A 21,292-nucleotide genomic window follows, 5' to 3' on the forward strand; every position below is an offset into this window, starting at 1 on the left:
CTTATGGTGTCCCGTCCTCCAGTGCAGCCATGATATGCTGGCGGAAGGCCAGGTAGTCCTGTTCCAGTCCGTCTCTGTTCCGAAAGACACCGAACGCGCCTGACACCAGGATATCGGCTCCGCGGCGGATGCAGACAATGCTGTTGTCATCGTCTATTCCGCCGTCCACCTCGATGAGGAAATGGTATCCCTCTTCCTCCCGGATCCGGCTCAATTCGCTGATTTTGTCTATGGTACCCGGGATAAAGCTCTGTCCGGAAAAGCCCGGCTCCACGCCCATCAGCAGAATATAATCCGCGAAGGGAAGTGTCTCTTTTAACAGAGATACCGGCTGGGAAGGATTTAACACCACTCCCGCCTTCATTCCCGCCGACCGTATCTGGTTTATCAGACGGATGGCGAAGGACGTGGCGTCCAGATGGAAGCTTAAATAGGCAGCTCCCGCCTGTCTTAAAGGTTCGATATAATCCTCCGGATTGGTGACCATCAGATGGACATCCGGCAGAAACGGATAGTTCCGGCTGATGAGCCGTATCTGGTCCAGGGTAAAACATAGATTCGGAACGTAATGACCATCCATCACATCTAGGTGCAGGATGGTATTACCGACTTTCTCTAATATATCTAAATTCTCCTGATAGTTCAAGAAATTTCCACAAGCCAGGGTCGGATTGATCAAAAGCTCCCGATTCTTCATAGTGTCAGTTCCCGCCTTTTTTTGTGAAGGTTTCAAGGGCATCGAAAAAAGACTTTCATGTAGCCGTCCCGGTCCACGGAATTGATGAAGACAATGTTCTTCTCCTCCTCCGGTTTTCTAAGGATATCTTCATAGTCTATCATGGTGAAACCGGTCGTCAATTCGCCCTTTGTCTCCACATCGCCGTAATAGGTGACGGTCTCAAACAGCTCCGGGTTGGTGACGTAGGCCACCGTGCACAGGTCGTGGATGCACAGGCCCTTGAACCGCTTCTGGGCGTTGTTGCCCTTCTCCACCGTGTCGTTGTAGAATTTGCAGATGGAGTGGGCCATGGCCGCAACCGGGCTGTCCATCTGTCCCATCCGCTCGATTTCCTCGTCGGTGGTGTAGGCGTGTCTGGTGGTGTCCAATGGACACATGTGGAAGGGAACGCCGCTCTTTAACACATATTTGGCCGCCTCCGGGTCAACCAGCACATTGAAGGTGGAGACCGGGGTTGGGTTGCCGGTGCGGATGGAGCCGCCCATGAAGACGATGCGCTCGATGTTGGGCTTGCATTCCGGGTAGTTCTCTAACAGCAGGGCCAGGTTGGTCAGTGGCGCCAGGGCCAGAATGGTCACCGGCTCTTTGGCTTCCATCAGGGTTTTGTGCATAAATGCCGCCGCGTCTAAGTCTTCCACCTGCTTGTCAGTGGGGTTCTCGAAAACGTAGTTGCCAAGGCCGGAGGCTCCGTGGATGTAGCCCGCGTCTCTTAATGGGCGTTCCAAGGGCTTGGAGGCGCCTTTGGCTACGGGGATTTCCTCTCTGCCCATGAGGGCTAAGGCGTTTAAGGTGTTGTAGGTGGTCAGCTCCAGCTTCTGGTTGCCTGCCACGGTGGTGATGCCGAGAATGTCCAGTTTCTCGGAGGACAATGCCAGGATGAAGGACAGCATATCGTCGATTCCTGTGTCACAATCAATGAGGACCGGTATTTTCTTCATGGTTATTTCTCCTGTTCTTTTTTATATTTGTTATGCTTGTTTTTGTTATGCCTGTTTTGTTATACCTGTTTTTTTGCCGTGCCGGGTTTTACCGTCCTGTCAGCTGGATGACGCGGCTGACGATGTGGCTGGCGGTTAACTCGTAGGCATTCATCAGTTCCTGCAAATCGCCGGACTGGCCGAACTTATCCTGGATTCCCATCCGGGATACCCGGCAGCCCAGGCCGGAGCCGGCTGTCACCTCGCAGATGGCGGAGCCAAGGCCGCCAATGACGGAGTGCTCTTCCACCGTGACCATGAGAGGACATTTCCCCGCATAGCGGAGGATGGTTTCGCTGTCCAGCGGCTTGATGGTATGTACGTTTAAGACCGCGGCGTCAATTCCCTTTTCTTTCAGCTGCTCGGCGGCGCTGCACGCCTCGGCCACCATGATGCCGGTGGCGGCGATACAGACATCCGCTCCGTCTCTCAGCACGTCGATGACGCCGATTTGCAGCAGGGCGTCCGGTTTCGTCACGGTTGGCACCGGGTGCCTGGAAAGGCGGATATAGGAAGGCGTTTTAATGTCCTTCATCTGCTTAATCATGGTCTTCGCCTGGTTGTAGTCACAGGGACTTAAGACCGTCATTCCCGGAAGGACACGCATCAGGGCGATATCCTCGATGGTCTCGTGGCTTCCGCCGTCGGCGTTGGGGGAGAGACCCGCGTGGGTTGCCACAATCCGCACACCCTCTTTCGCATAGCAGATGGCGTTGCGCACCTGCTCAAAGGCTCTTCCCGCCGCGAACATGGCGAAGGTGGAGACGTAGGGCTTTAAGCCGCTGACGGCCATTCCCGCCGCGGTTCCCATCAGGTTCTGCTCGGAGATGCCCATGTCAAAGAAGCGCTCCGGGTAGTTCTTCGCAAAATTTATGGAAGATGTGGCTTTCGCCAGGTCCGCGTCCAGTACCACCACGGTCTCATCATCCGCCAGCTCCAGTAAGGCATCTCCGTATGCCTCTCTCATGGATTTATCGGCCATGTCACATTCCTCCTTTTTTGCTTGATTGTTCTGCTTGGTTCGGTTGCTTTGCTTGGTCCAGCTGCCCGGCCATGCCATGCTGCTCTGCCTCGTCCAGTTCCTTCATGGCGGCCTCATACTCTTCCTGAGTGATGGCCTTGCCGTGCCACTCCGCTTTTCCCTCCATGAAGGAGATGCCTTTGCCTTTTGTGGTTCTGGCTATCACGCAGATCGGCTTTCCGTTTGGCGCTTCCTTCCAGATTCGGTCAAGGGCTTCCATATCGTGGCCGTCGACTTCCTTCACCTCAAAGCCGAAAGCCCGCATCTTGCCGGGCAGATCGCCGAGTGACATGACGGAATCGGTGGCGCCGTCAATCTGGAGACCGTTGCAGTCGATAATCATGGTTAAGTTGTCCAGCTTGTAGTGGGCCGCCGCCAGAGCGGCTTCCCAGACGATTCCCTCCTGAAGCTCCCCGTCTCCCAGGATGGCGTACACGTGGTAATCCTTCTTTAACACTCTGGCCGCCAGCGCCATTCCGATAGATGTGGAAAATCCCTGGCCCAGCGAACCGCTGCACGCGTCAATACCAGGCGTCTTGTTCATATCCGGGTGTCCCTGGAGTTTTCCTCCCAGTTTCCTTAAACGTTTAAACTCATCCTTTAAAAAATATCCATGCTCCGCCAGAACTGCATATATCGCAGGCGCCGCATGGCCTTTGCTGATAACCACTCTGTCTCTGTCTTCCCAGTCCGGCTCATCGGGGCGGACGGAAATGTGATGATACAGGGATACCAGTATCTCTGTGATTGATAAGGAACCTCCCGGATGGCCGGAACCTGCGCTGTGGAGCATGGTTACAATGTCACGGCGCACCAGAAGGGCCTCTGCCTCTTTTTTATTCAATGTTTTCCTGACTCCTTTCCTGAACTTATTCTCTTGTCTATTGCCTGATTTTTGTGTGGTTTTATCATAGTTCATTTATACGTTTAAATCAATAGGGAATTCACAGAATTTTCTCATTTTGTTAATTTTGTATGTTTTTTTGTGGGATGTATTGTGCAGTTATCACAAAGAGAAAAAGAGCAGGACCTTCCGCGGCCAGGTAGGCGCCTGGCCGGGAGGTTCTGCTCTTGTGGTTATATTTGTATTTGTGTTTGTGCTTCTATACGTTAGCTTTTATTTTATCTCGCTTTTGTTACTGTTCATCCTTCCGCTTATGTAATGATGATATCACAAAAGCCACAGGTTCTGGCCAGCGCGGCAAGCTCTTCCATATATTCCTGAGATGGCGGCTCCATGTTCTGCATCCAGCCTTTGACACCGTATGGCCGGAAGGCAATCAGCTTCAGACGGAAATCCAGTTTTCCCCGCAGCCGCTCCGCGATACCCTGAATGGCAGACTCCGCATCTACGACGTCCGGTTTGCAGACAATTCTCACTTCCGCAAGCAATCCTTTCTCCGCCAACAAATCTAGGTTTTGCAGTACCACCTGGTTGTCTCCCCCGGTCAGCTTCCGGTAGACATCCGGGTTCCAGCTCTTTACATCCAGCATGACTCCGTCGCAGACATTTAAAAGCTCAGGATATTCCGATAAATCCACCATCCCATTGCTGTCCATCAGGCAGGTGAGTCCCGTTTCCCTGGCAAGGCCAAACAGCTCCGTCAAAAATTCCGGATACAGGCTGCACTCCCCTCCCGATACGGTGATTCCCCGGATGAACGGCCGGTTCCTCTCAATCTCCCGGAATACCGCCTCCGCACTCATTTCCTTCACCTTCGGCGACGCCCGGTGAGGACAGACATGAATGCAGGTATCACAGCCGGTGCACAACTCTTCCTCCCAGCGTATGCCCTTCTCCGTCATGGACAGCGCGCCAGCCGGGCACTCCGCCACACAGAGGCCGCAGCCGCAGCAAAGCTTCTGGGTCTCCGGGTTATGGCAGTAGGCACAGGCGATATTGCACCCCTGGAGGAAGACGGCTGTCCGGCTTCCCGGTCCGTCCACCACGCTCATGGGAATGATTCTGTTTACAGGCGCCGTCTTCATCAGGAACGCACCTTCCTCTTGGCCAGCTGGTTGGTGTCATAGTTCTTGCTTCCCAGAACAGTGGTATTTTGAAGCACCACATCGTTATTCCGGTATTTCTCCATCTCACTGCGTTTCACCAGGAAGCCGGTGATACGCACCAAATCGCTGTCCGACGCGTAGAAGCTGATGTATTTGACCCCCAGTTCAAAAGCGCCTTTCACCACATCCAGCACCGCCGCCGGATTCTTTCTGGCCGTCACCTCGAACGGGAAGATATCGCCCACTCCTGTCGGGAAATAGTGGTGGAATCTGGCGCTGTGGCGCAGATGGTCAAACAGTTCCTCCGGCTCATCTCCCACCGGAATCCGCACGCCGGATGTGATGCCCTTGTCACTGTCCAGTCCCACCTGGGCATGAAGCTTGAAGTGGCCGTCTCCCATCTCGGAATAGACCGCCGGGAACTCCGCCACAAAGGCCTCGATGATGTCCATGATCTGCACACCCAGGTCATCGGCCTCCTTGCTGTGGCCGTACTTTAAGCCCTTCGGCGCCATCAGGTGATTGACGCACTCCGCCAGACCGGTGACTCCGAACATTCCCACAAACTTATCTCTCTGAATCAATCCCTCCCGTACCAGGAAGGAGGACTCGAAAAAGCCGGACTGCTCCACCAGGAAGGTCACACGCGCATTCATGTAGTCGCCAACGGCCTTTAGGCATTCCGGAAGAAGCACATTCAGGAAATGCTCAATGGACTCCGCGCTTTTTACCAGTTCTGTCAACGTGATACGTGACAGGGTGTAAGCGCCTCCGCCGATGGGCAGAATGTTGTAGCAGCTGGAAATTCCGTACTCGCAGGGGTAGGCATCTCGGTTCAATACATCATTGCAGATGGCGGGGTTGGCACAGAACAGGGATGTGTAGATGGCAAGCTGCGCATACTCGTCCGTGGTCACCTCCGGGTCATATTTCAATGTCAGATTTGGAACCGCGTTCTGCAAATCCTTCTCCAATTCCAGAATCAGTCTCCCCGCTCTGGTAGGCTTTGAGCCTAAGTTAGCATGACAGAAGCTGTCCGTAATCGTCCTGTCCAGGAAAATCAGGAACAGGCGCAGTTTCTCCTTAATCTCCTCGTCCGTCATTTCCTCACTCAAAAATGGCTCTATCATGGTATCCAGCTCCCCCAGATAAACCGGAAATCCCGTGATAGATGGGACATGGTGATAGAGCACCTGCAACGATGACAGCAGCTCATCCAGCGTCTTCGGCGGGTCCAGCCGCAGAAACTCACTCCCCTGCTCCACAAACTTTTTGTAATCCGGCATAATATAACGCGGCCGATAAGGCGCATGCCCCTCAAACAAATCATTCAACGCCCCTGTCTCAAAAAATTCCTTCGTCCTGGCAGGAATCGGAAGCACATCCAGGCTGTCTTCCGCTTCTTTCGCCAACGAAAACACTTTCTGCTCATACGTCAATGTCTTCGACGTGAGCACATCCAATACATGTTCCATAATGTTCCGTCCTTTCCTTTGTCTGTTAATAGATTAGCTTCATTATAGCATTGAATTCAGGGCAGTAATATGACAGGTGGCACAGCGGGGATAATAAAAATACCGCTGGTTTCCAAATACATGGGCCAGCGGCTGTTCTGCTATAATTTTATGGATATAAACGTGCCATCCCGGGCTTCCACATGGACAATCTCGAGACCTTTATTCTCCGCCAGAATGTCCTGGCATTCGCTCAGTATCATGCTGATATTGGCTTTGGTCACCAGGCAGTCGTAGGGCTCCGGGGTCTGCTCTCTCAGCTTTTCGAAAATGCTGTCCGGCAGCAGTCTGGTGACAAAGCCAATCATGGTGACTGGGACGGGCATGGCAAAGTGGACATCTTTTGTCCTGATTTTTACCTTCATGCAGTTATCCTCTATTTGTCAACAAAAATCCGGACCGTGGTTCCGTCCATGGCATCCACGTTGACAAAATCCCCTTCTATCTCCGCGTCCAGGCACTCGGAGACAGCGTCCATCATGCTGGCGATATCCACACCCTCCAGGTTTTTCTCCGAGATGGGAAGTTTCCCGGTTACCTTCAGAATCTTCTTGATGGCGCCCACCGGGAACTGGATATTGACCTTGTCTCCACCCGTGCTGTCCACAATGATACGGAACATCTTTTTGTCATAGTTTGTCTTTTCCATCGCTGTCTCCACTTCCGGCGCTTCCACGTTCATGGCCGCCATCAGTTCCGCGGCCTGCTCCGCCGTGATGGTTCCCTCTTCCACCATTTTTAAAATTCTCAATTTCTCATCCATCATTTATCTCCTTTTTCCTATCCGTTGTTCCCGCTCCTATCTGTTGTTCCGGCTTGAATCTACTTCAACTGGGCAATCGCCTGCTCCGCGGTTATCTCTCCATTTTCCAGCGCTTTCAGGATTTCTTCCCGCTTCATCGCCTGCTCATCCGGCCCGGCGTCGTATCCCAGCTTTTTGATAATCCCATCCAATTTGGCACGGACCGTCGGATAAGATATTCCAAGCTCCTTCTCCACCTCCTTGATATTCCCCCTGCACCGGATAAATGTCTCCGTAAAGTACAGTTCCTCATCGGAGAGATAGTCGAACTTGCTGAGACTGAAATTATTTTCAATCACCGTCTCACAGGAATCACACCTCAATCGTGTCACGGTCAATTCCCTGTTGCACACCGGACAGCGGCTGATGACTTTTTTCATGGACTCACTTCCCTTCTGTTATGATTTCTTGTAACTTATCATTACTATAAACCTTAATATCATAAATGTCAACTATAATATTAATATTTTTAATCTTTATATTAATATTATTAATTTTATTCTTGATTATTTGTTTTTTTATTTATTCATCCGCGAAACCGCTTCTTCATCTCCTCACCGGATAAAACCCCCAGTTCTCCATCCTCTATGGCATAGATGTGGGTGCAAAGCGTTTCTAAATCGTCATAATTGTGGGAGGTCATCAGGATTGTCCGGCCTTCTGCCTGGAGGACGCGGATAATCTCTTTTGTGTCATTGTAGGTCTTATAGTCGAGGGCATTGAACGGCTCGTCCAAAATCAGGATATCCTGATTTTCCATGATGGCCTGGGCGATGCCCAGCTTTTGTTTCATGCCAAGGGAGTAATGCTCCACCTTTGTTTTATCCTCCGGGTCAAGTCCTGTCTTCTGCATAGCCAGGCGAATTTCCTTCTCGCCGGCCACACCGCGAATGCCGGCCAGATACCGCAGATTCTGAAGTCCTGTATTGAGACCAATAAAGCCGGGGGAATTTATCAACACTCCTACGTTTTCTGGGAAATCCCGTCCTTTGCCCAGGACCTGTCCTCTCACACGGACCTGACCGCTGTCAGGGACCAGAAAGCCACAGATGATGTTGAACAGCACCGACTTTCCGCTTCCGTTCGAACCGACGATGCCAACGGTGCTTCCCTTTTCGATATTCAGAGAGATATCGGACAGAACACGCCGTCCGGAAAAACTCTTGCTTACTTGATTTAATGAAATAATAGGTTCCATAGATTGATTCCTCCTTAATGATTGAATAGCAGTTTGATTCCCCACTTATAAAGCCAGAGAATCAGAGTCAAGGAAAGAGCTGACAATAGCATGGCTGCGGCCGCAGCCGATATGGTTCCTCCCGTCTGCGGAAGGTTCATCTGCGGAAAGTTCAGCCGTGCCAGACTGGAAAGTCCTGCCGGGAGCCATGAAATAGGCAGTATGCAAAGAAAATGTAACAACAGAACAGCCACAAATCCGGCCGTCGCCTGTCCCGTCACGCAGAGAGCGGACAGAATTATCAGGAATTGAAACGCCACATCCAGAAGTTTTAATCCCACTGCGGCTGCAGTCAAACCTAAATCCAGAGAAAAGTCTAACAGCAATGGCGGCACGATGGCCGCAAGGAGCAATAGGCAGCCATATAGAAGTATCCAGAGAAGCCCCATATTAAGGAGCGCCCCCAGCAGTTCTCTTCGCCTCCGCAGCCGGACGGTCAAAAAAGCGGACCGCTCTCCGACTGCCTGGGTACAGAATACCCCCAGCGGCCACAGAGGGAGTACCTCGATAACCAGCAGTGTCAAAAGGCCCATCGGGTAAAAATATCCGGTGCCGTGTCCCGCAAACAGGCGAATCAGCCAATCCGTGCTATCCTCCGGCGCTCCCCCGGAAATCCAGGTCCAGGCCGTCACAAGAAGAATCAGCCCGGACAGTATCAACCCATTATTTCCGGTAAACAGGATGCGGCGGTAACAGGAGGCCAGTCCCTGCCCGCCGCGTCTGGGTAAGGAAATCCTCCACTGCCATCTTCGGGCAGCCAGCCACACCATCATGGCCACAGGAATTGCCGTAGTCACCACAGTCAATGGCAGGCGCCATGGCTCCGCCAGATTGTGAAGCAGAAACACCCAATGATTCAGTCCGGTCAAATACACCAGAGGCGGCCGTGACATAACCGGCAGTTTAATCCAGAGTGCCGCGAATAAATAAAGGGCCATGAGCAGCTTGACCGCCATAGAACGGCTGCAAAAATGGCCCAGGAAAAGACTTGTCAGCACAATCAGACAGTACCCCAGAAGCATTTGCCCGGCACATCCGAGGATAGCGGCCCACATTGATGGAAAATGCCTTTCCAACAGCAGAAACACTTCCTGCCACTGGCTCCCCGCCGCTTCCGTCCAGCTTCCGGCGATAGGAAGACCTATGCCGGAGAGCAGGAGCGCCGCCATCTGCCCAAGCCAGAACAGCGTCGCAACGCTTGACAGCGCCAGCCATTTGTGAAAAAAGTACCGCCCATACGTCCCATAACGCACCAGCACCAACGGCGTGTCGTCCTCCATCTCGCCGGCGCAGAGAAACAGAATCACAGGCAGCACGGCAAATGTGACGTAATACTGGTCGTTTAAGACAGTCAGCAAATGCGTCGGGAGCGAAATCTGCGCCCCCATCCTTTCCCCCAGTCCAAACAGGAGGGTCAGCCCAAAAAGCAGGAAAAATTTCCCCAGTCCAGCCTTCCCCCATACCCGGCTCATCATACAATCACACCTGGTAAATGGAGCGTTTCTTCACTTTTTGAAAATAAAGCGCCACCAATCCCATCACAACACACATCAAAACCGGCCCCGCTACAAATGATGTGGCATGAACTGCCGGAGCGCTCATGCTGGTAGGCTCAAAGGCCGTCACAAAGCGCAGTCCCGGTGCTCCAAGGATTGCCCAAAAGAAATTCTCCAAAATGACATAGATAAACGGTCCTGTCAGAATTACAAATATATTTCTGCCGTAAAGTGCCAGCACAAAGCCAAACGTCATGGTCAGCACGCCCATCAGCCCCTTCCACAGAGAAAGCAGGAATGCATAGAGAACCGGCTTATTGGCATAAAGCTTCAGAAAAACATGGTCATAGCCTGTGGGAAGCGGCCAAAGTTCCTGCGGCTCCCTGACGTACAGCGCAAACAGAGCGGAGATAAAATAAGGTACCATGATAATGATAAATGCGGCCGCCGCACACGCGCCCCACTTTGTAAACAGGTAACGCCGCCCTCCAAGCCGTGGCAGGGTGTAGGTCAGAAAACGGTCCCGGCGCTCATAGTAAAGCTGCCAGCAAATCGGGATGGTGACAAACAGGGGAAACAACAGGCTTAAAAACTCCGTGCCAATCTCCCATGGGTCAAGTTCAAAATGGAGGGTATAATTCCGATACAGGGTGCAGGAAAGAATACAGGTCAGCAGCGTAAGGAGACACGTTGTGACGAGAACCGGCCTGGCTATTTTCTTCCCCTCTAATATAAAATTTCGCATGTCTGCACTTCCTTTCAGTTGAATTTTATCGTTTGCATCTCTATCTTATCATCCCCGGCCGTAAAGGCAAGACTCTGGGAACAAACAAGGGTTTTATGGGAACGAAACGGTCCGCCCCATAAAACCCCTGCTATTATTTGTCTCCATTTTCATGAAACCAATACCCCTATGGTGATATAGGGGATTCCATCCAGCCTGTCATTGCCAGTAATAATCTTCCCTCCATGGCGTTCCACAATGTGGCGGACATTATACAGGCCGTAACCGTGCCCGGCCTCCTCTTTCGTTGACCAGCCGCGCCGGAACATCTGAACAAACTCCATATTGGATAACGCCATATGTGGATTCGAAACGGAAAACCGGAGGCCCTCCGTTTCCTCTATCGCTCTGACATAGAGCACATCTCCGGGCGAAGCCGCCTCGATGGCATTGTCCAGCAAAATGGCAATCAGCTCCACCCAGTCGGCCTCCGATAATGCGCGGCCGAGAAACCCGCCCGCTATGGTCACTTCCACGCGGACCTGTTTTAACTCCGCCTGCTTCATTTTCCCAAACAGAAGACCGCTTATCACCTTACTGTCGCATTTTAGCAACTCCTTATCCATGCCGTCCAGCCTTACATGTTGAAGCAGTGAGGTCACCGCCTCCTGGGCTTCCTGTAAATCATGGGCGGTGGAAACTGCGGCCGCAACCGCCATCATCTGGTTGTTATAGTCATGCTGGCGGGCACGCACCTGTTCAATCAGTTCCTCCACCAGAGGAAGATACTGCTCCAGCATCGCGGTACGCCGCCTGGCCTGTATCCGGTGCTGGCGAAGAAGCATGACCGTGACGTCGCAGACTGCCAATAAACCTACCGCTCCCGCCGTCACTGGGAGCCAGCGGAGCATGGCGGAGAGGTCGAACTGAACCAGAATGAGGAGCAGTAAAAGCAGCAGCGCCGTGTTGCTGCACACGATACAGATGACGAGGTCCCCGTCCGCCAGCTTCTCCCTCAGCCACCGAAGGGCTCCCGTGCTCCAAAGGACCAGCCACAGGCAGAGGGAAAGAACCCGGCCCACATAGAGATACCACACGGGCTCCTTCAGGCCACACAGGGCCAGGAACAACAGGCAGGCCTCTCTCAGCAGAAGATACAGCGCAAATGCAGCCGCCGTGCCGAAGAGCGTATGTCCCTCACTCTTTTGAAACCACAGGCTGTTTAATAACAGAACGCCGAGGAACAGAAACAAAAACGCCACGATATCGTCCACCGGAAGCACGGCATATGCCATTTCGGCTTCCTGCTCCCCAAGTCCCAGACGGGTAAGCAAACAGATGCCGGCGAGCAACAGTGGCAACAGCCGCTCCATTTTCCCCCTTGACCGGCCAAGAAGACCGAGACTGGAGAGAGACAGAAGAAGCCCGTCCAGTGCGCTCTGAAAAATGATGGAAATTGTCATGGCAGTTCACGCTCAAACACTGCTTTCTGATATTTCTCACCAATCGGGACAGCTGTCTTGCATCCCTTCAGGTAAAGCAGGCGGTTTGCCTTGTCTATTTTATAAATATAAACCGGATTGACCAGAAAACTCTTATGACATTGCAACAAACGGTTCTGCGGCGCCATGTTCAGCAGCCGCGACAGGCTGTAACCGGAAATCTGGTCTGTCACTTCGCTTCCACCGTCCTGGGCGGTGTGGATAAAAACCTTTTTCCCAAAAGATTCCATATACAGGATATTTCCGATTTCGTATTCAAACAGAAACTGTTTCTGCTCAATCCGAAGGATTTCCGGAGCCGCCTGCATCTGCTCTCCCATCTCAAGAGCCGCCTTTAGCGTTTTTTGAAATTCATCCTCCGTGAATGGTTTCACCAGAAAATCGTAGCATTTAATTTCCCGGTAAGCCGACAATTCCTCCCCGGCCAGCTCCGTGGTAAACAGGATGGGTGTAAACCGGTATTCCGGCATGGAGCGCAACTGTCTCGCCAATTCCGTCCCCCGGTAATCCAGAAGCTGAATATCCAAAATGAATAAATTTACCTTGTTTTTCTCCGCATAGGAAAGAGCCTCTGCTGCCTTTGCAAAAGCTACGAGCTTGTGCTCAAACGGACTATTCTCCATATACCGCCGCATGAGCGCCACCGCCCCCGGCTCGTCTTCCACTAATACAATCAGTCCCATAAACGGGGCCTCCCTCCACATTCTTATCTAGTCCTTTTTGTATGTGTATACATCAACAGTTACCATTTCTTGGCCGCCCCAATTCTTTTCTTGCACCGTAAAATCCTCTTTTACAAAGCCATTGTTTAATAGCACTTTTGATGAATATATATTTTCTGGCATAACAAATGCTTGAAGTGTTGCAATATGAACTTCATTTACTAAATAATCAACCATCAATTTCAAAACATTTGTTGCAATTTTCTTATTCCAATAATCCTCATTTAGACGATAACCCACAGTTATTTTATTTTCTCTCTTTTTATAGTCAAACATTTCTGCCAAACCTACAAGCCTATCAGGATTATCTTTTAAATAAACTCCTGCAATGATATACTTTTTCTTTTCAAAATCTTTTCCACCAAGATTTTTGATTGCAGTCTCTAAGGCTTTGTTACTTTTCTTATATAAAAACGGCGGTATATACTTATAAATATGATCGTTGCTGCTTATCTCTGACAACGCTGCAACGTCATTTGATTCCATTTTTCTTATCACAATTTTTTCGTTTTCTAAATATGGAAATACACCAAATAATTCTGCCATCATGACCTCCGCTAATTTCGATTTATCATTTTTCTATAAAATAAATCATTGTACTGCTCAATCGCATTGTCAAACTCTTGATAATCCATCGCATTTGCTCCATAGCTTTTTATAACCATATTCCCCAGTCACCATAATTAAATGTACCACTGCCATGATGAAGCTTCCCTTCTGCTTTCAATTGCTTCAATGCTTCCCGCATACGAATTAAAATTTCCGGCTGTATCTCCAACGAATGATGTGCAGGAAATACTTTTTTTACAAGCAATGCGGAAACCTTTTCCAGTGAGGCAAGGTATGCTTCCGGGTCGGTAGATGGATAATAGGCAAATAATATATCTTTATAAACCAAATCGCCAGTAAATAAATACCCTTTTTCTTCTTCCCAAAAACATAAGTGTCCAGGTGCATGTCCGGGCGTATGTAATACCTCAATTTTTCTTCCACCAATGTCTATTACATCATGGTCAGTTAATACTTTTGTCGGCTTTCCCTGGAAAAGCTCATAATCGTTTACGTCAAAACCATTCGGTATATCGCAGCGGTCAACAACCATTTCTCTAATTGTTTTCAGGGACAATGGAAATTTACCGTTCAGCCACTCTAATTCCTCCGCATGCGCATAAAAATCCGGAAAATAACTGTGCCCTCCAATATGGTCCCAGTGAATGTGAGTTGCAGCTGCCGTAATGGGCTTATCCGTAAGTCTTATTACTTCATCATATATATTTGAAATGCCAAGTCCGGTGTCAATAAGCAGACTTCGCTGACTTCCGTTCAGCAAATAGCAATGCGTTTCCTCCCAATGCCGATATTCACTGATCATGTAAGTTTGGGCGTCTATTTTATCTATTGTAAACCAGTTATCCATTTACTTTCTCCCTTCTCATGTTATAGCTATTCCTCAGCAAGTTTTTTCAGCGTATCTCCGGCAATTCGGTATACCGTCCAATCCGACATCGGTTCCGCTTCCAGCGACAGATAAAAGTCAATGCTGGGCTTGTTCCAGTCAAGGCACCACCATTCCAGTCTTCCACATCCTCGTTCCACCGCAATAGCCGCCAGCTTTTTCAAAATGGCTTTCCCATAGCCCTTCCCCCGGTATTCCGGCCGTACATATAAATCTTCAAGGTAAATACCTGCCCGTCCAAGAAACGTTGAGAAATTATGAAAGAACAACGCAAAACCAACTTCTTTGCCATCTTCCAGCAAAAAAATCACTTCCGCTTTCTGTTTATCAAACATCCATTCCTCCAGCATCTTCTCATCTGCCACAACTTCATCCAGCATCTTTTCATAATCAGCCAGTTCTTTTATAAATTGTAAAATCAATGAGGTATCTTTTCTCTCTGCAAATCTAAATTCCATGTGCTTTTTCTCCGTAAATTCTGATTTTTGCGTTCTGTTCATTTCTCTGTTTTTAACTGTTTTTATAATATGTTTATTTGCTCTACAATTAATATTACATTTTCCTCAACGGACCTTGTTCCATCCACTCGTATAATAGGGCAGCTTAACGATTGCAGCCATTCTTCCACATCCTCTTCCTTTCTGGATTCGACAAAATGGAAAAATTCTTCCTCCTGCTCATGTAAATCTCCTCCCGGCAGCATTCTGTTACCAAATTTTTGATAGGAACGATTTTTAACTCGTTGTAACCGAATATCTTTCGGAACATCGATCAAAACGGCGTACTGGAAAAAGGGATGGATGAACTCTCCATAATCTCCTTTTACGGAAGCAAAAACAAAGTTTTTATGTAGTGTAATCTCATGGAGCAGGAGCTTTTCAGCTTCTTTGCGGGTACGCGGAAACGCATAGTTGTAACAAGAGTCTGTCACAGGAAAATATAAGTTTTCACTATCAATAAAATAAAAATCCAATTTTTCTGCCAGGACTTTTCCCAGTGTACTCTTTCCCGTGCCATTTAAACCACATATAATAATTCCGGTTCCCATAAATTTTTTCTCCATTAAACATACATTTTACACTCTGAACAACGGTCCAGCCAATGAGAATTTAATTGCTTGGCAGCTCCATTTCATCATTCATTTTCACAAACCCGAATTTTTCGTACAACGGCCGTCCCATGTCTGTTGCTTCGAGAGAAATGTGAGTAATTCCTTTTTTTCTCGCATCATCTACCAGTAATTTCAACGTCTTATACGCTATCCCTTTTCTCCTATAATTTGGATTTGTGTACATGTTCATGATATAGGCTTTGTTTCCGCTGACATTGTGGTATGTGGGCATTACCCTGTAATAGCTGATGCCTCCGGCGCCTGCAACTATATCGCCATCATATATCAGATATGCGGTGTGGGTTCCATCTGCAAGACTTTTCTTATAATAGTCATAGGATTGTTTCTTTACTTCCGACATATCAACATCCTCTGATAATTGATTGGCGGCCCTCAATACCTCTATCCTTGTGTCCGTTAATATTTCTATATCATCTATCGTCGCTCTTTTATATATTAAATTCAACTTCAGACCTCCATAAATTCACTCTTTCGTTCCGCGTATATCTCTGCATTTATCTGCCATTCACCGTCATCTTTTACCGTAACATTTTGCCAATGAAATTGATTGTCACCAATCTCGACAAAAACCCACTTTCTCTTCTCATCACTGGTGAATGTAAGAACGATCATTTCCCCCTGTTTTCTCGCTACCAGTTGTATTATTTTCCCCGTATAGCCGTAAGCCACATCCCACGCGTGTGTATCAGGATTGAAGATACGAAGTGACGTCCCATATTCATAATCCGGCAAGATAATAACATCCTGTATTGCCATTCCCTCCAGAACCCAGGAAAAATGCCATTCGCCCTGGATTACACGGTCATTGTCACCCTCAACATAGTGAATCTGCCAGCTTCCAATCAGTTTTCCAAAATAATTATACTCTTCCGGCAGTGTCGTACTTTTCCTTTCGCTCTTCAGCGCTTCCATAAAATCTTTCATATAATGCTTCCTCCTGCTGCGTACAATACGCTTCTCCCTCAGAAATGCTTCTGATTTTATAGTCCATAACCGTTTCCTATACCGATATAGCGGCATACCCTTTTCTTATATTGCAGATATTCATCCCCAAATGTGGCAAGCAAAAACGCTTCCTCCACATAAACGATTTGTAAATGGTACATGAGAATGGCAAATACGGACGCTGCGCACAACCCCCAGTTGAAAAACATCAGCAATATGCCTATGTACAAAAGGTCAAATCCTAAAAAAGCAGGATTGCGGCTGAATTGATAGATACCGTTTGTCACAAGTTCGGTTTTATCCGTTGGAGACACGCCAGCCCGCCAACTGTCACGCATTGTCAAAACTGCGGTAATAAATACGGCTGTGCCTGCAGCGCTCACTACAGCACCTATGATCCGAATTGAAATAGGGCCGTTACTCGCATCAAGAACAATACTGATAATCCCTGCCCCCAGGACAAGAAAGGCAGAAATCTTCATGGTGACTTCAATCAACTTTACAAAGCCAGCCTTTCCTTTTCCAATTTGATCTGTTTGTATTCCTTTCTTTTTCTGACAAATCATTTTTACAACATAACAGCCATAAAAAGCAGCCAAGACCGCCATGGCAATCAACTGAATTCCCATGATTTTTCTCCTTTCAATACCGAATTTCTTCCCTATGATGCGCTCCAACCACATGAAAGTTGTCAACATGACCAGACAAAACGAGGTCCTTCCGCACCCATACATCCGGTTGCAATAAATCCACATTTTTCAAGCACTCTTTGAGACGCCGCATTTTCAAAATCTGTTTCAGCTTCTATGCGGGTTACACCTGGCTGCTGAATGGCCCAGTGCACAATCGCGGAAACCGCTTCCGTGGCATAGCCATTTCCTCTATATTCTGTCGAAATCCCATAGCCAATCTCTACTACACCATCCAAGCCCATACCTTTAAAAGACAATTCCCCAATGTGGACTCCGTCCTTTAATTCAATCATCCAAATCGCATACCATTCCCATTGCTCCGGATACTTAAGGACCCCCTCCAACATTTCCATATAAGCCGCTTTCAGTTCTTCAACTGTCTGTTTCTCAATAAAGTCTTCCATAACATCGCGAGACGCGGCATATATGTTTAACCGATTTGTTTCAATCATAAATACCTCTTTCCAATCATTTTTCATCATCCAATAATTGAATCTTTACCACATCCAATATACGCGCTGGAGAAGTTTCTTGAATCTCACCGGAATAAGTGATTGACACAGAATCTCCGATATGAAACTCTGAGATGGTCATCTCTGTTCCTCTCCACACAAGTTTTGTCTCATCACTAACTTCAAAATCAAACGCGCCTCTGTAATTGATATCATTGACACGCATACCTTCCACAGAAAAATTGTTATCCCTGATATCCGTGATTGTTGCATAAAATGTTTCTGTCTGAACATTAGGCTGCGCTTTTTCTAATCGGTTATATGCAGTCCTATATCCTGTAACATAGCCGCCTATTCCTGCTAAAATTAATACTATAATGCATAAAATCACTTTTATGGTCTTATTCTTCATATAAATTTCCTTCCTGCTCCATCAAATAATAACTCCTTCTTAATCCCTATTTCTTCAGCCCGGCATATTTAGTGGAGTTTATGAAAGCAAATCACACAGCAACTTATTAAACCTGTCACTCTCACTCCATTGTGGAAAGTGACAGGATTGCTCAAACCAGTAAAACTGCTTTTCCGTTTCAATCCGGTCAAAATATTCTTTAGCCAGAGCAGAGGATACATGGCTGTCATATCTGCCCTCAATTAATATGATTGGAGCCCCATATTGTGTTTGCGCTTCAAAGTCTGTCTGCATGACTTCCTGCCACAGGTATTGTATGGATTGCAGACTGCCCTTTTGGCGCCGAATCAAATCGGGGAGTGTGTAATATGTTGAGAACAAAAAGGGTAGAACCAAATCATTATAGTTCCTTCTCCCATATAGGGAACCCTTATGTTTTACGACCTGCCTTGTGACAAAAAGCAGGTCATCCAGCCAACGGTCCGCTTGATAGGAGCAATCTATCTCCTTCAATTTTTTCAAGCTCTTTTTATCAGCGTGCGCCAGTGCATAATCATAAGCTATTTTGCTGGATTTTTTCATATTAACGACTTGTCCACAGCCTATATATGTACGAACCAATTCCGGATATTCCTTGACAAAACGAAGCCCCAGAATGCTTCCCCACGAATGTCCCAGCAAGTACAATGAACTTTGGTGAAACCGGGATAGCAGGTAATCCACAAGGGTGTGGATATCATTCAGAAACATGTCAATCGTTATTGTGTCATCAAATTTATAATAGGATTTTCCCGCGCCACGCTGCTCCCATACAACAACCGTGAACTGCTGTTCCAGCATTTTATTGTATTTCATAACTAAAGGAAGTGCCGCATCACCAGGGCCTCCATGCAGGTAGAGCAGCAAAGGAGAATTTTCTTTTTCCGCTCGTATGGAAATAAACTGCGGCACACCGTTTAAATACATTTTCGATTGTTCATCCAGATACATCTGTTTTGCCCCCTATCTGTTCATCCAATAAAGCGTACCACAAATACTTATTTGATGTATCAGTATTTTTTACTTAACCATTTGTAAATGATTTGCATTATTACAACGGAAATCAGCCAATAAGCAGCCACTCCCAGGACAATATATCTTGAAATTCCTTTTGCGATTATCTCAAATTGACTTAGCAATGATATGGTAACTATAAAAATCGACAGGATACCCCAATTCACCAGAGTTGATACCCTCAGTGCTTTGCCCCTAATCATTTCTTTTCTCTCATCGTACAATTCTATGTTTTCATTTTCGATTTTTTCATCATATTCCTCTGGTCTTTTTCTCCAGTATAAATATTTATAAAGCATCATGATTGCAGGTCCAAAGCAGCCGCCAACAAAGCCTGCAAATATACTGATATCTGGAAAAGCAAACGCTAATATCAGAAAAACGATACCGAAACAGAAAAACAGAATGCTAGATTTTAGTTGTTTTTTCATGGCTATACCTCCTATCATAAGTGAAAATCTCTTCAATGCTCATTCCAAAATAATCTGCAATTGCAAAAGCAAGCTCTAGTGAGGGATTATATTTTCCATTTTCAATGGAACTTATTGTCTGCCTTGAAACTCTCATCTCTTTTGCAAATGATTCTTGACTAATTCCATTTTGCTTTCTTAATAATTCAACTTTATTTTCCAATAGCAAAACCTCCTCTGTTGTCAAGTTTCCTTTACAACTCAATCATATCATGCTGCATTAGTCTTGTCAAGTTTCCTTTACAACATATTGAAAAAGAAAAGCAGACTCGATTCAAGTCTGCTAAAAGATATGTCCAAACCGGATTAGTTGATTATATACTCATGTTTCTGTATCTCCTTCATCCATAAGGCAGGGAGAATGCCGCCTCTCACGTCATTAAAACATTGACTATTGATTAGTGACTACTGTAAAACTAACACTCCCTTTTGCTTTTTTTCCTGTTATCGTAACTACATATGTTCCACTTTCTTCAATTTCAACATCAACTTCATCGGATAAGGAGACATCCTTACTTTCATAAATAGGGGCCTCATTATCTTTCTGAATCTTAAATGATAAGCTGCCGCCCTCGACGATAATAGATGCATGGATAGTGTCCCCCTCTTCAACGATTAAGTCTTGAGAGTCGGTAGTATTAAATATCTTATAGTCCATCACAAACTCATTATCATTTCCCATTCGTCTGCCATCAAAATCTGCTCCACAGGCCGTTAATGATAAAGCTAATATTAAAAAACACAAGATACTCAAATATTTTTTCATAATCTTCCCTCCTTCTGAATTTCCAATTTGTCCTTCCAAGGAACTATACTTGTTTCAATTCCTTACACCGCTCCAATACTCCCCGCCAGTCTTCTTCGTCGATTTCTTCAGGTTTCTTCATCCCTGCGGGTCCATCAAAATCAATCTTTCTGCCAATATATGCTGCTGCCCGCAAAGCCGCCTGCTGCAATGTCTCATCTGCTTCAGATGTCTGGGATGGAATATTTTTATCCTTTGAAAATGCATGGTCGTGGTCCATCAGTGGATATAAGCCCCGAAGTTTCCCAGTATGGTTGTCCATAAAAAATCCAAAATTAGCGCCATGGCGGTCCTCATTTCCAAGAATATAATCTGCCACCTGCATGCTATAGTAATTGTCTGGGTCCTCTTTTTGTATCCATTCATATTCATTGACATCATTCCAGCCGCAGTAAATCTGGAAATCTTCCCATGGCACAATGGCTGTCTCTTCCGAAGAAATAATTTTGCACTTTACGATTTTTTCACCATTGTCGTGTATCCTGTCAAGATATGACTGGGCGGCAATCTGCAAAAGGCGCTCTGCTTCACTCTCCTCATAGACGACATGAGAAATTCCAAGCGCATCCAGAATCCGGCTGGCCGCCAGTTCTTTTTTCCCCACTTTGTACAGGTACAGGCCGTCTTCTTCCCGTATCCACGCTTTCGCCGCCATCCCCTGAGCTGTAAGTTCCGGCGTATGAATCCGCTCTACCATTGGGCGGAAATGATTGCTGGCTCCTAAAAGGGCCGTTGCTGACACCGCTTTTTCCAACGGATTTTGAAAGAGGCTCACCTGATTCCAAGTAAGATTCTCCCCCTCCTCCTTCAGCCAGTAACAGTCCGACAGTGACGCAAAATGAAACAGCCGGGCAATCATATAAGGATTACTCTGACTGATGCGAAAGCCCGCAAGCAATTTCTTGGCATTCGTTTTCCCAATATTCATGGTCCGGTTTTCTGTCCATCCATGCATAATATCATCATAGGTTACACCTGAATAACGCAGAGAAATGGGGAGTAATTCAAAGTTTAAAATCCGGCAAGCATAATTTTCTATCTCCAGGACTGGTGTGTCCTTCAGCATAATATACGTTTTTTCCATGGAAAAGCACCTCACACTCTCATGATAATCTAATCATTTTTTCAATA

Annotated in this window: 28 protein-coding genes; all 28 read right to left on the bottom strand. The window is 47.3% G+C overall.

Annotated features, from left to right (window positions below; genetic code table 11):
* Position 1: 1 nt before the first annotated feature.
* Positions 2 to 697, bottom strand: a complete 696-nt coding sequence (locus HMPREF9473_RS14200) for a ribulose-phosphate 3-epimerase (RefSeq protein ID WP_006780827.1) — start codon at positions 695 to 697, stop codon at positions 2 to 4.
* Positions 698 to 729: 32 nt separating this feature from the next.
* Positions 730 to 1,677, bottom strand: coding sequence for a nucleoside hydrolase (locus HMPREF9473_RS14205; RefSeq protein ID WP_006780828.1), 948 nt, complete (start codon positions 1,675 to 1,677; stop codon positions 730 to 732).
* Positions 1,678 to 1,765: 88 nt separating this feature from the next.
* Positions 1,766 to 2,698, bottom strand: a complete 933-nt coding sequence (locus tag HMPREF9473_RS14210) for a transketolase family protein (protein ID WP_006780829.1) — start codon at positions 2,696 to 2,698, stop codon at positions 1,766 to 1,768.
* A 1-nt stretch (position 2,699) separates the two neighbouring features.
* Complete coding sequence (locus HMPREF9473_RS14215) at positions 2,700 to 3,581, bottom strand: transketolase (RefSeq protein ID WP_006780831.1); 882 nt, start codon at positions 3,579 to 3,581, stop codon at positions 2,700 to 2,702.
* Positions 3,582 to 3,892: 311 nt separating this feature from the next.
* On the bottom strand, positions 3,893 to 4,726 hold the full coding sequence (locus HMPREF9473_RS14220; protein WP_006780832.1) for a YjjW family glycine radical enzyme activase: 834 nt from the start codon (positions 4,724 to 4,726) through the stop codon (positions 3,893 to 3,895).
* Positions 4,726 to 6,222, bottom strand: a complete 1,497-nt coding sequence (locus HMPREF9473_RS14225; protein WP_006780833.1) for a YjjI family glycine radical enzyme — start codon at positions 6,220 to 6,222, stop codon at positions 4,726 to 4,728. The genes HMPREF9473_RS14220 and HMPREF9473_RS14225 overlap by 1 nt, the downstream gene beginning before the upstream one ends.
* 140 nt (positions 6,223 to 6,362) lie before the next feature.
* A complete protein-coding gene (locus HMPREF9473_RS14230) occupies positions 6,363 to 6,626 on the bottom strand; it encodes a hypothetical protein (protein WP_006780834.1) in 264 nt (87 codons plus the stop codon).
* A gap of 11 nt (positions 6,627 to 6,637) precedes the next feature.
* Complete coding sequence (locus HMPREF9473_RS14235) at positions 6,638 to 7,024, bottom strand: SHOCT-like domain-containing protein (RefSeq protein ID WP_006780835.1); 387 nt, start codon at positions 7,022 to 7,024, stop codon at positions 6,638 to 6,640.
* 59 nt (positions 7,025 to 7,083) lie between these two features.
* Positions 7,084 to 7,443 carry a DUF2089 domain-containing protein gene (locus HMPREF9473_RS14240; RefSeq protein ID WP_006780836.1) on the bottom strand — a complete coding sequence of 120 codons (360 nt, stop codon included), beginning with the start codon at positions 7,441 to 7,443 and terminating at the stop codon, positions 7,084 to 7,086.
* A gap of 146 nt (positions 7,444 to 7,589) precedes the next feature.
* On the bottom strand, positions 7,590 to 8,261 hold the full coding sequence (locus HMPREF9473_RS14245) for an ABC transporter ATP-binding protein (protein WP_006780837.1): 672 nt from the start codon (positions 8,259 to 8,261) through the stop codon (positions 7,590 to 7,592).
* A gap of 14 nt (positions 8,262 to 8,275) precedes the next feature.
* Complete coding sequence (locus tag HMPREF9473_RS14250; RefSeq protein WP_006780838.1) at positions 8,276 to 9,775, bottom strand: hypothetical protein; 1,500 nt, start codon at positions 9,773 to 9,775, stop codon at positions 8,276 to 8,278.
* Positions 9,776 to 9,779: 4 nt separating this feature from the next.
* Positions 9,780 to 10,541, bottom strand: a complete 762-nt coding sequence (locus HMPREF9473_RS14255; RefSeq protein WP_006780839.1) for a hypothetical protein — start codon at positions 10,539 to 10,541, stop codon at positions 9,780 to 9,782.
* A gap of 149 nt (positions 10,542 to 10,690) precedes the next feature.
* Positions 10,691 to 11,983 carry a sensor histidine kinase gene (locus tag HMPREF9473_RS14260; RefSeq protein WP_006780840.1) on the bottom strand — a complete coding sequence of 431 codons (1,293 nt, stop codon included), beginning with the start codon at positions 11,981 to 11,983 and terminating at the stop codon, positions 10,691 to 10,693.
* On the bottom strand, positions 11,980 to 12,705 hold the full coding sequence (locus HMPREF9473_RS14265; RefSeq protein WP_006780841.1) for a LytR/AlgR family response regulator transcription factor: 726 nt from the start codon (positions 12,703 to 12,705) through the stop codon (positions 11,980 to 11,982). The genes HMPREF9473_RS14260 and HMPREF9473_RS14265 overlap by 4 nt, the downstream gene beginning before the upstream one ends.
* A gap of 27 nt (positions 12,706 to 12,732) precedes the next feature.
* On the bottom strand, positions 12,733 to 13,290 hold the full coding sequence (locus tag HMPREF9473_RS14270) for a GNAT family N-acetyltransferase (protein WP_006780842.1): 558 nt from the start codon (positions 13,288 to 13,290) through the stop codon (positions 12,733 to 12,735).
* A gap of 109 nt (positions 13,291 to 13,399) precedes the next feature.
* Positions 13,400 to 14,161 carry an MBL fold metallo-hydrolase gene (locus HMPREF9473_RS14275; protein WP_006780843.1) on the bottom strand — a complete coding sequence of 254 codons (762 nt, stop codon included), beginning with the start codon at positions 14,159 to 14,161 and terminating at the stop codon, positions 13,400 to 13,402.
* Positions 14,162 to 14,187: 26 nt separating this feature from the next.
* Complete coding sequence (locus tag HMPREF9473_RS14280) at positions 14,188 to 14,658, bottom strand: GNAT family N-acetyltransferase (protein ID WP_006780844.1); 471 nt, start codon at positions 14,656 to 14,658, stop codon at positions 14,188 to 14,190.
* Positions 14,659 to 14,720: 62 nt separating this feature from the next.
* A complete protein-coding gene (locus HMPREF9473_RS14285; RefSeq protein ID WP_006780845.1) occupies positions 14,721 to 15,248 on the bottom strand; it encodes an AAA family ATPase in 528 nt (175 codons plus the stop codon).
* A 61-nt stretch (positions 15,249 to 15,309) separates the two neighbouring features.
* Positions 15,310 to 15,777, bottom strand: a complete 468-nt coding sequence (locus HMPREF9473_RS14290; protein ID WP_006780846.1) for a GNAT family N-acetyltransferase — start codon at positions 15,775 to 15,777, stop codon at positions 15,310 to 15,312.
* A 2-nt stretch (positions 15,778 to 15,779) separates the two neighbouring features.
* The gene (locus HMPREF9473_RS14295) at positions 15,780 to 16,256 is read right to left on the bottom strand and encodes a hypothetical protein (protein WP_006780847.1); all 477 of its coding nucleotides are present in this window, start codon (positions 16,254 to 16,256) and stop codon (positions 15,780 to 15,782) included.
* A 56-nt stretch (positions 16,257 to 16,312) separates the two neighbouring features.
* On the bottom strand, positions 16,313 to 16,906 hold the full coding sequence (locus HMPREF9473_RS14300) for a methyltransferase family protein (protein WP_006780848.1): 594 nt from the start codon (positions 16,904 to 16,906) through the stop codon (positions 16,313 to 16,315).
* A gap of 62 nt (positions 16,907 to 16,968) precedes the next feature.
* Positions 16,969 to 17,451, bottom strand: coding sequence for a GNAT family N-acetyltransferase (locus HMPREF9473_RS26885; protein WP_242830800.1), 483 nt, complete (start codon positions 17,449 to 17,451; stop codon positions 16,969 to 16,971).
* Positions 17,438 to 17,833: a hypothetical protein gene (locus HMPREF9473_RS14310; RefSeq protein ID WP_006780850.1), complete on the bottom strand. Its 396-nt coding sequence runs from the start codon at positions 17,831 to 17,833 to the stop codon at positions 17,438 to 17,440. The genes HMPREF9473_RS26885 and HMPREF9473_RS14310 overlap by 14 nt, the downstream gene beginning before the upstream one ends.
* A 78-nt stretch (positions 17,834 to 17,911) precedes the next feature.
* On the bottom strand, positions 17,912 to 18,823 hold the full coding sequence (locus tag HMPREF9473_RS14315; RefSeq protein ID WP_006780851.1) for an alpha/beta fold hydrolase: 912 nt from the start codon (positions 18,821 to 18,823) through the stop codon (positions 17,912 to 17,914).
* 59 nt (positions 18,824 to 18,882) lie between these two features.
* A complete protein-coding gene (locus HMPREF9473_RS14320) occupies positions 18,883 to 19,317 on the bottom strand; it encodes a hypothetical protein (protein ID WP_006780852.1) in 435 nt (144 codons plus the stop codon).
* A complete protein-coding gene (locus HMPREF9473_RS14325; protein WP_006780853.1) occupies positions 19,295 to 19,519 on the bottom strand; it encodes a helix-turn-helix transcriptional regulator in 225 nt (74 codons plus the stop codon). Before HMPREF9473_RS14325 ends, HMPREF9473_RS14320 begins: the two co-directional genes overlap by 23 nt.
* Positions 19,520 to 19,747: 228 nt before the next feature.
* Entirely contained in the window at positions 19,748 to 20,122 is a 375-nt protein-coding gene (locus HMPREF9473_RS14330) for an LptM family lipoprotein (protein ID WP_006780854.1), read from the bottom strand.
* 43 nt (positions 20,123 to 20,165) lie between these two features.
* Positions 20,166 to 21,089 carry a hypothetical protein gene (locus HMPREF9473_RS14335; RefSeq protein ID WP_242830801.1) on the bottom strand — a complete coding sequence of 308 codons (924 nt, stop codon included), beginning with the start codon at positions 21,087 to 21,089 and terminating at the stop codon, positions 20,166 to 20,168.
* Between the last annotated feature and the right edge of the window lie 203 nt (positions 21,090 to 21,292).

Origin of the sequence: Hungatella hathewayi WAL-18680 (assembly GCF_000235505.1) — a bacterium.
In the GTDB taxonomy this organism is placed as follows: Bacteria; Bacillota; Clostridia; order Lachnospirales; family Lachnospiraceae; genus Hungatella_A; species Hungatella_A hathewayi_A.

Coding starts and splice junctions, on each gene's coding strand:
- HMPREF9473_RS14205 (WP_006780828.1), bottom strand. CDS start 1,677: ATGAAGAAAATACCGGTCCTCATTGATTGTGACACAGGAATCGACGAT.
- HMPREF9473_RS14285 (WP_006780845.1), bottom strand. CDS start 15,248: ATGGGAACCGGAATTATTATATGTGGTTTAAATGGCACGGGAAAGAGT.
- HMPREF9473_RS14210 (WP_006780829.1), bottom strand. CDS start 2,698: ATGGCCGATAAATCCATGAGAGAGGCATACGGAGATGCCTTACTGGAG.
- HMPREF9473_RS14315 (WP_006780851.1), bottom strand. CDS start 18,823: ATGTATCTGGATGAACAATCGAAAATGTATTTAAACGGTGTGCCGCAG.
- HMPREF9473_RS14270 (WP_006780842.1), bottom strand. CDS start 13,290: ATGGCAGAATTATTTGGTGTATTTCCATATTTAGAAAACGAAAAAATT.
- HMPREF9473_RS14245 (WP_006780837.1), bottom strand. CDS start 8,261: ATGGAACCTATTATTTCATTAAATCAAGTAAGCAAGAGTTTTTCCGGA.
- HMPREF9473_RS14320 (WP_006780852.1), bottom strand. CDS start 19,317: ATGAAAAAACAACTAAAATCTAGCATTCTGTTTTTCTGTTTCGGTATC.
- HMPREF9473_RS14230 (WP_006780834.1), bottom strand. CDS start 6,626: ATGAAGGTAAAAATCAGGACAAAAGATGTCCACTTTGCCATGCCCGTC.
- HMPREF9473_RS14275 (WP_006780843.1), bottom strand. CDS start 14,161: ATGGATAACTGGTTTACAATAGATAAAATAGACGCCCAAACTTACATG.
- HMPREF9473_RS14310 (WP_006780850.1), bottom strand. CDS start 17,833: ATGAAGAATAAGACCATAAAAGTGATTTTATGCATTATAGTATTAATT.
- HMPREF9473_RS14240 (WP_006780836.1), bottom strand. CDS start 7,443: ATGAAAAAAGTCATCAGCCGCTGTCCGGTGTGCAACAGGGAATTGACC.
- HMPREF9473_RS14260 (WP_006780840.1), bottom strand. CDS start 11,983: ATGACAATTTCCATCATTTTTCAGAGCGCACTGGACGGGCTTCTTCTG.
- HMPREF9473_RS14250 (WP_006780838.1), bottom strand. CDS start 9,775: ATGATGAGCCGGGTATGGGGGAAGGCTGGACTGGGGAAATTTTTCCTG.
- HMPREF9473_RS14280 (WP_006780844.1), bottom strand. CDS start 14,658: ATGGAATTTAGATTTGCAGAGAGAAAAGATACCTCATTGATTTTACAA.
- HMPREF9473_RS14200 (WP_006780827.1), bottom strand. CDS start 697: ATGAAGAATCGGGAGCTTTTGATCAATCCGACCCTGGCTTGTGGAAAT.
- HMPREF9473_RS14235 (WP_006780835.1), bottom strand. CDS start 7,024: ATGGATGAGAAATTGAGAATTTTAAAAATGGTGGAAGAGGGAACCATC.
- HMPREF9473_RS14255 (WP_006780839.1), bottom strand. CDS start 10,541: ATGCGAAATTTTATATTAGAGGGGAAGAAAATAGCCAGGCCGGTTCTC.
- HMPREF9473_RS14220 (WP_006780832.1), bottom strand. CDS start 4,726: ATGAAGACGGCGCCTGTAAACAGAATCATTCCCATGAGCGTGGTGGAC.
- HMPREF9473_RS14300 (WP_006780848.1), bottom strand. CDS start 16,906: ATGGGAATTCAGTTGATTGCCATGGCGGTCTTGGCTGCTTTTTATGGC.
- HMPREF9473_RS14295 (WP_006780847.1), bottom strand. CDS start 16,256: ATGAAAGATTTTATGGAAGCGCTGAAGAGCGAAAGGAAAAGTACGACA.
- HMPREF9473_RS26885 (WP_242830800.1), bottom strand. CDS start 17,451: ATGATGAAAAATGATTGGAAAGAGGTATTTATGATTGAAACAAATCGG.
- HMPREF9473_RS14225 (WP_006780833.1), bottom strand. CDS start 6,222: ATGGAACATGTATTGGATGTGCTCACGTCGAAGACATTGACGTATGAG.
- HMPREF9473_RS14265 (WP_006780841.1), bottom strand. CDS start 12,705: ATGGGACTGATTGTATTAGTGGAAGACGAGCCGGGGGCGGTGGCGCTC.
- HMPREF9473_RS14330 (WP_006780854.1), bottom strand. CDS start 20,122: ATGAAAAAATATTTGAGTATCTTGTGTTTTTTAATATTAGCTTTATCA.
- HMPREF9473_RS14335 (WP_242830801.1), bottom strand. CDS start 21,089: ATGAATATTGGGAAAACGAATGCCAAGAAATTGCTTGCGGGCTTTCGC.